Consider the following 8,959-nt stretch of genomic DNA (forward strand, 5'->3'; position numbering starts at 1 on the left):
GGTCGTCTGGGAACATTTCGACAAACTCACGGTAACTGCGCGGGTAGTCGCGCCCTGCCACCAAGGTCGGGTATATGGATTGGTCAGTAGGATTCACCCCCACATCTTGCGACAGGAGGCACTAACCGACTACCCCCCATCTGGAATTAGCGGGGGAGATTTGTCTTGAAGAACCCATGCCGTGGGACGGGGCGCAGACCCGTCAACCGAAGTCCCCTAGCGCGGTCTCGGGCCACGGCTGGGCAGACGCCACTGGATCGAGTGTTCCGGATCGCACGAAACCTGCATCAAAGCTGCCCGTTAGGCAGTGGCGTCTGTGCGCCGACTGGCGTCGAGTCCAGCCTATCACCCGTTTATACTTGGGAGCGCACTTTCGAAGTCGATCACAAGCGCTAGCGGTTTGTCAAGACGCTGATCAGGCAATCAAGCGCCGCTAACACTTGCAATGAGCAATGAGCATGCTCGACCTTTCCAACCCGTTGAGTGTGATGCCCATCTCGAACCAGAATCGATCGGCTTCATTGATGGGCTGACCGACCCGGTTCCAGGTCAATGGCAGCCCGCCGATATCAGCGCTCAGTGAACGCGACGCTTGACGATCCGGGTAGCGCAGCAACCAGGACGTGAACTATCCTGTTTCCGCTGGCGCGGGATGGAGCACGGAGCGTCTGGCTTCGGGTCAGGAGGGCCGGGTTCGACTCCCGGACTACCTGCGCCAGCCCCTAACGAAGATCGCTGAGCGTCCAGGTAGCGTCACGCGCCTTTGCCTCATTGACCTGGCGTAAAACGGCTTCGTACTCAGTCAAAGGAAACACGAACCTGATCGCTCGCGCCGCGGCGCTGACATTGCCCTGAAAATCATCGAAGACGACAGTGGCGTCTTCGATATGCACCGTGCATCGGGAGTGTCCGCAGCCGTACTCCCCGCAGCCGCAGACCGTCACGATGCGCAAGTTCGGATCTGGATGCGGGTCATGGGGCCGCCACATCGGCAGACCGTCCTCGACGAGCCACAAGGGAATCCCATCATTCGTGTCCATCAACCACGCCGCCATCGGCTTGCCGTCAACCAGCAGCTCGAACATCTCCAGCTCATAAGACGGAGAAAATTCACTGGAAAAGAAGTCGACAGACAGCGAATTCATTGCCTTGCTCCCATGTCTGAACCGCGTCAGCAGCCGAGATCGCGTCCAACCGCATCGGCGGTTTCTGGGACAAGGCGACTCTCCTCGCTGACCTCGGCCGCCTCGCAGCCGTTGCACAGCACCGCCAGGCAAGTACCTTCGTGGATCATCATGCACTCGTTGCCGTCGGCATCGGTGGTGAACTCGCCATCGCTCATGTTGTAGGAGACATGCGGTTGCGTGCGGTCGATCATGGCGCCGCAGCGTGAGCAGGGCACCATGACACCCTCCTCGGGGTAGGGGGTTTGCAAGCCCAGGCGTTCGATCCAATCGGCCTCGGCGACGGACCAACAAGCCTGGCCGCAGTAGCTCGCCACTTCCTCGGCATCGAGCGGCTCGATGCCCTCGATGAGGTCTGGCCCATCATCTTCGTCGCGCCAATCGTCATCGGCGTCCGGCCCCCACTCCGGCTCGCCGTGCTCGAAATCGTCTTCGCTCAGCATACGGACCTGATCGATACGCCGTTCGAGGGCGATGTAACGGTTACCGAGCGGTTGTTGGCAATGGTCGCAGGTGGGTTGATTGTCTTCGCTCATCTCGGCTTGCTCCGGTTGCGCGGGTTACGTTGCGCTGGGGGATGCGGCGCGGGCCTGCTCAGTCGGTCACCATCCAGCCCTGGATCCAGGCCGAGCCGCTGACATTGTCGCCTGGGCTTGGACGCCAGCCGTCTTTGAAAGTGTGCTCGGTGACGAAGAAAGGCACAATCCATGGATCATCATCGAGTCTGCCTACCACAATATCGACACGCCACACGGGCACACCAAGCAACCGATGCGCGTCAGGAACGAGATGCACCACCTCGCCTTGGTACCATACATCTTCGGTTGAGGACCCCTCACCTTGCGACAGGCTCGGATCGAGTGACCATTGGTTCTGAATCGGTTCGCGATCGGCCTGCGACGTTTCTTTCCAAGCCGCCAGCGCGGCGGCTTCGTCTAACTGGGGGCTGTAGAACCCATATTGATCCTTCCACGCCTGGATCGCACGCATCCGACGAATGGTTTCGGGATCATCGATCAGGGTTTCTTCTGGTTGCGTTGGTGCGATGTCATAGGCGAGACCACACAAGCGGAAACGGACTTTCTGACCACCTCGATAAAAGGTGCGATGCTGATAAAACAGCGCATCGAAGACCCACAGCGAGATACCCTTGATGCTGATGTCCAAACGCGCCTCCAGTCGATTGGGATACAGATAAACCTCTTCGACTCGGACCTCGAAGTCCCGGCCCCCGGCAAAAAATGGATAGGCGGCAACAGAGCGTTCGGCAGGGTTCTTCGTGTCGCTATCGCGGGTCAGTGCAACCACGATCAGGATGCCGACCTGATTACAGTCCTCTGGCCGATCACTGTGGAGCAAGCCCATTCCACAGGTTTCGCCCGCAGCCATCAACCACGCCTGCTCCTTGACATCGACGTGGCCCAACTCGACGCGATGGGCATGCTGTACCGCCTCGGCCAACTCTGTTGCGATGAAGTCATCGAGGCGCCGGTCGAAAATTTCCCAGTGCTCTTCATGCCGACCAGCCTCGGCCTCCGTCAGATCGCAAGCGCATTCAAACAGCGCATCGCCTTCCAGACTGACAAACGGAAAATGACGCCGCGATGGAAGCTGCTGCCGGCTTGCGCGCTTCGATGCCAGAGCTTCCAGATCAGCGGCAAGCGGGCCTAGCTCAAGTGTACGTGTGGCTTCAAGCTCCGAAAGCAGTCTTCCCGGCATTGCGATGGCCGGAAGAGATTCCAGCACCGGAGTTGCCTCATCCCGAAACAGATCAAAAATCGCCCCATAGTCACGAACAGCGCACGAGACAGGCGTTTCCCCATCGCCTGCCACCAGGAACCAGCCCTTGCCTCGCCGGTTGGCGATGAGGCGATCACGCCGGTACGTGGGGTATTGGATCCTCACCTCCTGGAGTATCGATCGTTCGGGAGCACGCCGACTCAGCCGCTCGCGCAGACGCCGCGGGAAGTCGCGGTCGTAGAGACGCTGCGCCACGGAAAGCGGCAGAGTAGGATTCAGCTCGCGTTGGATAGCGCCAGGCACCCACGCGATAGAGTCGCAGCCATGAACATGCGCATGATCAATGAGGGCATCGACCGCAATCGTGAGCCAATCACGTTCAACGGGACAGGCGGGGACGGGCTGGGCCGACCAGTCACCCGACCAATCACGCGAGAGGCTTGGATTTGGCCGTGGACGCCCGAGCCGCTGGCGGCGCAGATCGATGATCCAATCGCTTTGCACTTCATCGAGCACCAGCACCGCCGCTTTAAGCTCCCTGTCGAAAACGCGAGTGACCCGCAGGTGTGCAAACAGATTGCGGACACGAAAGTGGTTAGAAAAATAGCTTGTTTCGAGGCTGGGTAGCGTCAACAGCAATTCCCAATGCTCGATGCCCACGACGGTTGGCTGCGGCTGCAACCGCATGTATTCCCAACCCAGCCATCGGCTCAGAAACGGCGCCCCTCGCACCGGGAAGCGTTTTCCGCGGGTCGGCAGACGATAGCCAGGCGCACCAAGCATATGCGTCAACTCAACACACCAGCGCGAGCGGCGCGACGGCTCCCAGTTGGGATTGGCGGCCTTAAGCAAACGTGCGAGCGCCGGCGGCAAAATCACCAAGGGGGCGCTTCGATACTGTGACGGCATCCAGACTCGGATCTCCCCGAAATACGTACAACGGGGGCGTGCCCCGATGCGCGCCCGAGCCGCCTCGCGCAACGCCTGGATGCCCTCTACAGCCAGCGCTTGCCGCCAGGCGGCTAGGTCAGCAACGGCGGCTGGATCCGCGAGCAAGGCGGCCCATAGCTCCGCCAGCGACAATCCGGTGAACGCGAATCCTGCTGGTTGATCAGGCTCGATGAGAACCACATCAAGGCATTCATCCATGACATCGAAGCGCTCAGCCCACTTCAACGGAGCAAGTTGCTTGACCCGCCTAGCCAAGTCGCTAAACAGCTCAAGGCTGCGCGTCGCGGTGACGGCGAGCTTCAGCCCCTCGAAGTCTGGTAGCGGCACGCAGTGCAGAAAGGCAGGTAGACTCATTCCATCATCCTGAGCATCGTCTATCGGTACCTATCCCAAGGTCGGTCGTCATCAGCGACAAAACGAGGGTCATTCAAACGGTCTTAAACCAACCGCAGCCACGGTCCCCTGATCACCTGCGCGGTTTGCGCTGGCTCGGGTGGCGGATCCATCGGCTCGCCGTTGAGCAAATGTGCCCAGCGCTGCGCGTTGCTTTCGATCATCGCGTCCAGGTGCCGAAAGTAGCGACACACCTCCTCCCAATACGCGTCCTGCTGTTCCAGGATGTCGTATTCAGTGTCAATGTCTGCGACCGCCGCAATCGCCGCGTCGGTCTCCTTCAGATAAGTTTCCAGCACTTTGCGCAGCGCGAGTTTATCGTTGCCTTTGATGCCGAGTGTCGTCGCCATGAAGTCCACCTTCTGCGCTTTCGGCTCGGTGAGCGAGTCCCAGACGGTCGCGGTGAAGGGCATCAGGGCCGCTTCCCACTGGTGGTAGAAGGCGATCAGCGCCTGAACGCGCTGCGCCTGCTCGTACAGACTCACCTGCTTCAGATCGATCTCATCGTAGTCGATCGCCTCGACGTTGGATTCCGGATCGGCTGGCGCCTCGGGAACGGGAGGCGATTGAGGCATGGACGAAGCGAGGCTCACGGCCGTCGGCAGCGGCGGCGCGGGCATCTGGCCAGTCGCGGAGTGGTCGATATAGACCAGTTTCAGAGACCCTGGCTCGATCTCGGTGTACTCATCCCAATACGCGACAGGCCACGCTCCACGGGACACATGCCTCAGAACCTCCAGATACCAGCCCGCGTAGGGCCAGTCGGAACCCTCTCCGCGTCTGGCAAGATCCGGATATCGCTCCAGAAACAGATCAGCCAGCTCAGGTGCCGTTGCACCCTGGACATCGCGCCAGGCAAAGGGATGCACACCATTGCCGGAGGTGTGATGGGCCGCGTCGCTGTAGTCGCGGAGCAAGGCGCCATGGTCATCGAGAGAGTTGTCACTCGGGGCGACCGCCACTCGCCAGTAACAACCAGAGGAGGAGATGCCGGGCGCGATCCGCAGCTTCTGATAGCCGCGCCGGTGCAGCACATGCACCATCTCCAGGATGTCGATACAGGTATTGATGCTGGGTTCGAGCTGCTTGTTGCGGCGCATGGCGGCGGTCATAGCTGCGGAATGGCCATGCTTGGCCAGTTCGGAGACACCGTGCAAGCATTCCGGCAAGACGTCCAAGCGGCGGACCCAAGCCATCGGCAAGCTGTCGATCCCCTTCCAGGCGCCCCAGATCTGTCCGGCAATCGAGGCTGTGGAGTCGGAATCGCCGCTGTGGTTAGTCGCCCGTCGGATGGCATCTTCGAAGCTGTTGGCCGTGAGCACCGCATACAGCGCAATCGCAAGCGCCTCCTCCCCCACCCAGCCTTGACCGATCTCGGCGATGGCGCGCTCGGTGGCGTTGCGCCGCCGTTTGGCCAAATGCTCCGCCTGCTGCACGGCCTGCGGCAGGTTGGCGCGTTGGCCTTGGTGAGCGAGGGCCTGCGCCGTGATGGACTTGGCATCCTGGAGGGCAAGCCGAAGTCCCTTGCCGTAACACAACTCACCAATCAGGGCCGCGAGCATCCCCGCGCTGGCCCAGCCGTCAGGATGCCCGTGGGTGAGCGCCCCGGCGCGAGCCGCGCGATCGAAGATGATGCCGCGACCGCCTGGCGTCACCCAGCCGAGCGGCGCCACCCGCATGACCGCCCCGCAACCCTTGGAGTCATTGATGGGGCGCTGTGGGGTTCCATGACCTCCGGCCTTGAGGGCGGAGAGACAGGTGTTACCGGGCGCGCGCGCGCGGCGCATCGCCTGGCGCTTGGCGAGCGTGCCATGGACGACGGCGCCCTTGGTCTGGCCGCCCTGGGTGGCGAGCCAGTCGAGATAGGCGTGCTGGAGACTGGCGAGCAGCCGGTCTGAATCGACGTCGGCGTCCACCCGGGCGAGCCCCTCCAATGTAAACAATGTCATCTGGGTGTCGTCGCTGACGCGCAGTTGACCGCCCGTCAGCACGGGCTCGCGCAGACCGGCGGCCCCGAAGCGTTGCTGGATCATGCCGAGGCTGTCGAACTCCACCGCATACCCGAAACCGTCGCCGACCGCGCCCCCGAGCAGACAACCCAGCGCGCGGTCCAGGAAGGCTTCATCGGCGTGTGGCGCTTGGCAGGCCAGGACATGCGCCGCTTGCGCCGCCGTCTCGATGGTGCCGGGACGCGCCGCGCGCACGGCGTTGATTGCCTCCGGCGGCGACAGTCCGAGTTCCACCAACAGGCGCGCCGCCACCGTCCCGGTGCGGCCAAGACCGCCGCGGCAGTGCAGGACGCAGCGTCCCCCACGGCGCAGCAGGCGGCGCAGCTTCAGCCCATAGAGGATCCAGCGGTTCTCGAAACGCTGCCCTGGCGGATGCACGTCGCGGATGGGCAGATGATACCAATCCAGGCCAAGCGCTTCCACGGCATCGCCAAGCTGCGCGACGCCGACGGCGGCGAGTTCCTCCGGTTCCATGAGGGTCACGACGACCTCGGCGCCCCAGTCCTGGATGATGGCCAGGTCGCTCGCGAGGTCGCGGTCCCAGTGACCGCTGATGGAGTGTTTCTGCTGCTTGCCGGGGCAGAAGGTCATGCCGATGACACCCCCCGTTGGCGCGGCCACGGCATCGATGCGCAGGGGATGGGACGTGCTGGTCAACACTGTCATCGGTTCGCCTCCTGGCGTTCTGGTTCATCATCAGTACGGCGCGAGGGCGTCATCAGAGGCCGATCCGTTGCAGCCACTCACGTAAATCGCTCGGTCCTTCGGTCACGTAGTTGGCGCCCGCCTCCAACGCCAACGCCAACGCCAACGCCTTGACGGGCGGTGACTTGTCGAGCGTGTAGAGAACGAGTGGCACATCCGAGCCCTGCCGGCGGATCGCTTGCGCCAGCACCATGCCCGCGCGCTTGTTCAGCACACCAGCCTCCACCCGCGCCAGATCCGAGATCACCACATGCACGCGCGCGCGCTCCAGCAGGGCGAGGGCCTGCGCGGTGGAATAGGCGCGAAGGACAGCCACGCCGCGAGCGGCGAGCCACGCATAGAGTTCCAGATCGGCCGTGGGGTCATCGTTCACCGCCAGCGCCAAGCGTCGGGTCTCGGGAAACCTGACGCTGCCCTCGTTGCGCTGGGGCAAGGGCGCGACGGGTTGGCCGTGATCGATCAGATCCAGCAAAGCGCGCTCATCCGCCGTTTGGTTCCACTCGGCGATCTTCGCCAACGGCCACCCATCGCGCGCCAACTCGCGCGCGGCCACGAGTTCCAAGACTTGGCGGAACCCGAACACCGCGTCACGCCCCGCCCGCTCAGGCCGGCTGAGGATGCCGGCCTGCGTGTAATAGCGCACCAGCCGCTCGTTCAGCCGCTCATCCTCCGCGCCCACGGGCTTCAGGATCTCAGCCGCGGTCGCCGCGAGGGCGGCCGCATTGCCCCGCCAGTCTTGATACCCTTGGATCAAGATATATGACACCATTTACTGTCAACGACAGCAAAAGCATAGACGAGTGCGACTGACTTGTCGAGCAGCGGAATGTGCTTGAAGCGCAGGCGCCGCGATGGGCCAAGCGACCCCGACACGGGCCGATTCAAGCGCGAGCCCTTGGCGTGCAATTGGGTTGATCGAGGCGCTCAGGCCATCTCACCCGTCACCCGAAGCACGGTCTCGAACAAGAGTCGGTCCAGTTCCGTCCCGTCGCTCGACACCTTGGCGGGCAGCGTCACCGACTCCAGGCGCAACAGTTCGCGCTCAATGAAGGCATTGAGCAGTGGCAGCGGCGCCCCGTACTCGGCCTCGCCCACCGCACGCTTGCAGCGCAACAGCTCCGCGATGGCGGCGCGCAAGGCCGGCTCATCGATCAGCGTCTCGACCAGGGTCTCGAAACGCATTGGCGCGGGTCCGCGTCCCTGTTCGACCCAGCACGTCGCCAACAGCGGGCGCAGCACATAGAGATATTTCTTGAGGCGCACCCGTTCGCCGCCCAGGTAGGCTCGGGCATTGCCCCGCGCCATGTGCAGGTAATGATGAAAAGATCGCTCGGGCCGGTGCAGCCGTCGGGCGGCCGCGCGCAGCGCCGCCAAAAAAACTGGATCGGCACGGTAGACGATCGGCGAGTCCAGCCATTCGATCAGGGTCGCATTGCCTTTCCCAAGGAGCCCCAGGGCCTTGCGCAACTCCCAGCCGTTGATGTCCAGGTCGCCGCTGATCGGCTGCTCGATGACATCGCGTTGGGCGCGGACGCGCAGATACCAAGCCAGCGGGTGAACGTAGAGAAAGCGCACATCGTAGTCGCTATCGGGCGAGGCGAAGCCCCAGCCCCGACTGCCTGATTCGCAGGCATAGAGGATGCGGACCTCATGCGCGGCCTCGATGGCGGCCAAGCGAGCAAGGATCTCGGTCCGGATCGCCGGCGCGATGGCGCATGGCTTCTCGGGGGAACGGCCCACAGCGGGGGCGAGGTTATCGCTAGCAGCGGGGGAAGGTGGCGGTGCGGTCATGCTGTCAGGACGCGTCTGACCGCCGGTTCCGACGCGCGTAAAAGACCAGGGCGAGCGCGTTTAAATTCTCAGCCGAACACGACCTTGGCGCGATAGTCGTCATTCCACGCGGCCTTGCGGCGCTTCTTGGCCAAGCTGATCGCCGACCCCTCCTGATCGAACAGGTTCATGCTCAGGTGGCGCACC

6 protein-coding genes and 1 pseudogene are annotated in these 8,959 nt (G+C 63.0%); all 7 read right to left on the reverse strand.

Translation table 11 applies throughout. From position 1 onward, the window contains the following. Nucleotides 1-103 (reverse strand): annotated as a pseudogene (locus tag QZY07_RS25790) (IS1595 family transposase); the annotation flags it as partial. 619 nt (nucleotides 104-722) lie between these two features. Continuing rightward, the gene (locus tag QZY07_RS25795; protein WP_295409036.1) at nucleotides 723-1,145 is read right to left on the reverse strand and encodes a hypothetical protein; all 423 of its coding nucleotides are present in this window, start codon (nucleotides 1,143-1,145) and stop codon (nucleotides 723-725) included. Between the two features lie 26 nt (nucleotides 1,146-1,171). Then, nucleotides 1,172-1,720, reverse strand: coding sequence for a hypothetical protein (locus QZY07_RS25800; protein ID WP_295409038.1), 549 nt, complete (start codon nucleotides 1,718-1,720; stop codon nucleotides 1,172-1,174). A 58-nt stretch (nucleotides 1,721-1,778) separates the two neighbouring features. Next, complete coding sequence (locus QZY07_RS25805) at nucleotides 1,779-4,229, reverse strand: hypothetical protein (protein ID WP_295409040.1); 2,451 nt, start codon at nucleotides 4,227-4,229, stop codon at nucleotides 1,779-1,781. A gap of 83 nt (nucleotides 4,230-4,312) precedes the next feature. After that, complete coding sequence (locus QZY07_RS25810) at nucleotides 4,313-6,943, reverse strand: ADP-ribosylglycohydrolase family protein (protein WP_295409042.1); 2,631 nt, start codon at nucleotides 6,941-6,943, stop codon at nucleotides 4,313-4,315. A gap of 52 nt (nucleotides 6,944-6,995) precedes the next feature. Next, complete coding sequence (locus tag QZY07_RS25815) at nucleotides 6,996-7,751, reverse strand: response regulator (protein ID WP_295409044.1); 756 nt, start codon at nucleotides 7,749-7,751, stop codon at nucleotides 6,996-6,998. A gap of 155 nt (nucleotides 7,752-7,906) precedes the next feature. Further along, complete coding sequence (locus QZY07_RS25820; protein WP_295409046.1) at nucleotides 7,907-8,773, reverse strand: nucleotidyltransferase domain-containing protein; 867 nt, start codon at nucleotides 8,771-8,773, stop codon at nucleotides 7,907-7,909. Between the last annotated feature and the right edge of the window lie 186 nt (nucleotides 8,774-8,959).

This window comes from uncultured Thiocystis sp. (genome assembly GCF_903866365.1).
In the GTDB taxonomy this organism is placed as follows: Bacteria; Pseudomonadota; Gammaproteobacteria; order Chromatiales; family Chromatiaceae; genus Chromatium.

Excerpts from the sequence above, each read along its gene's own strand:
- QZY07_RS25795 (WP_295409036.1), bottom strand. The coding sequence starts at position 1,145 with ATGAATTCGCTGTCTGTCGACTTCTTTTCCAGTGAATTTTCTCCGTCT.
- QZY07_RS25820 (WP_295409046.1), bottom strand. The coding sequence starts at position 8,773 with ATGACCGCACCGCCACCTTCCCCCGCTGCTAGCGATAACCTCGCCCCC.
- QZY07_RS25815 (WP_295409044.1), bottom strand. The coding sequence starts at position 7,751 with ATGGTGTCATATATCTTGATCCAAGGGTATCAAGACTGGCGGGGCAAT.
- QZY07_RS25805 (WP_295409040.1), bottom strand. The coding sequence starts at position 4,229 with ATGAGTCTACCTGCCTTTCTGCACTGCGTGCCGCTACCAGACTTCGAG.
- QZY07_RS25810 (WP_295409042.1), bottom strand. The coding sequence starts at position 6,943 with ATGACAGTGTTGACCAGCACGTCCCATCCCCTGCGCATCGATGCCGTG.
- QZY07_RS25800 (WP_295409038.1), bottom strand. The coding sequence starts at position 1,720 with ATGAGCGAAGACAATCAACCCACCTGCGACCATTGCCAACAACCGCTC.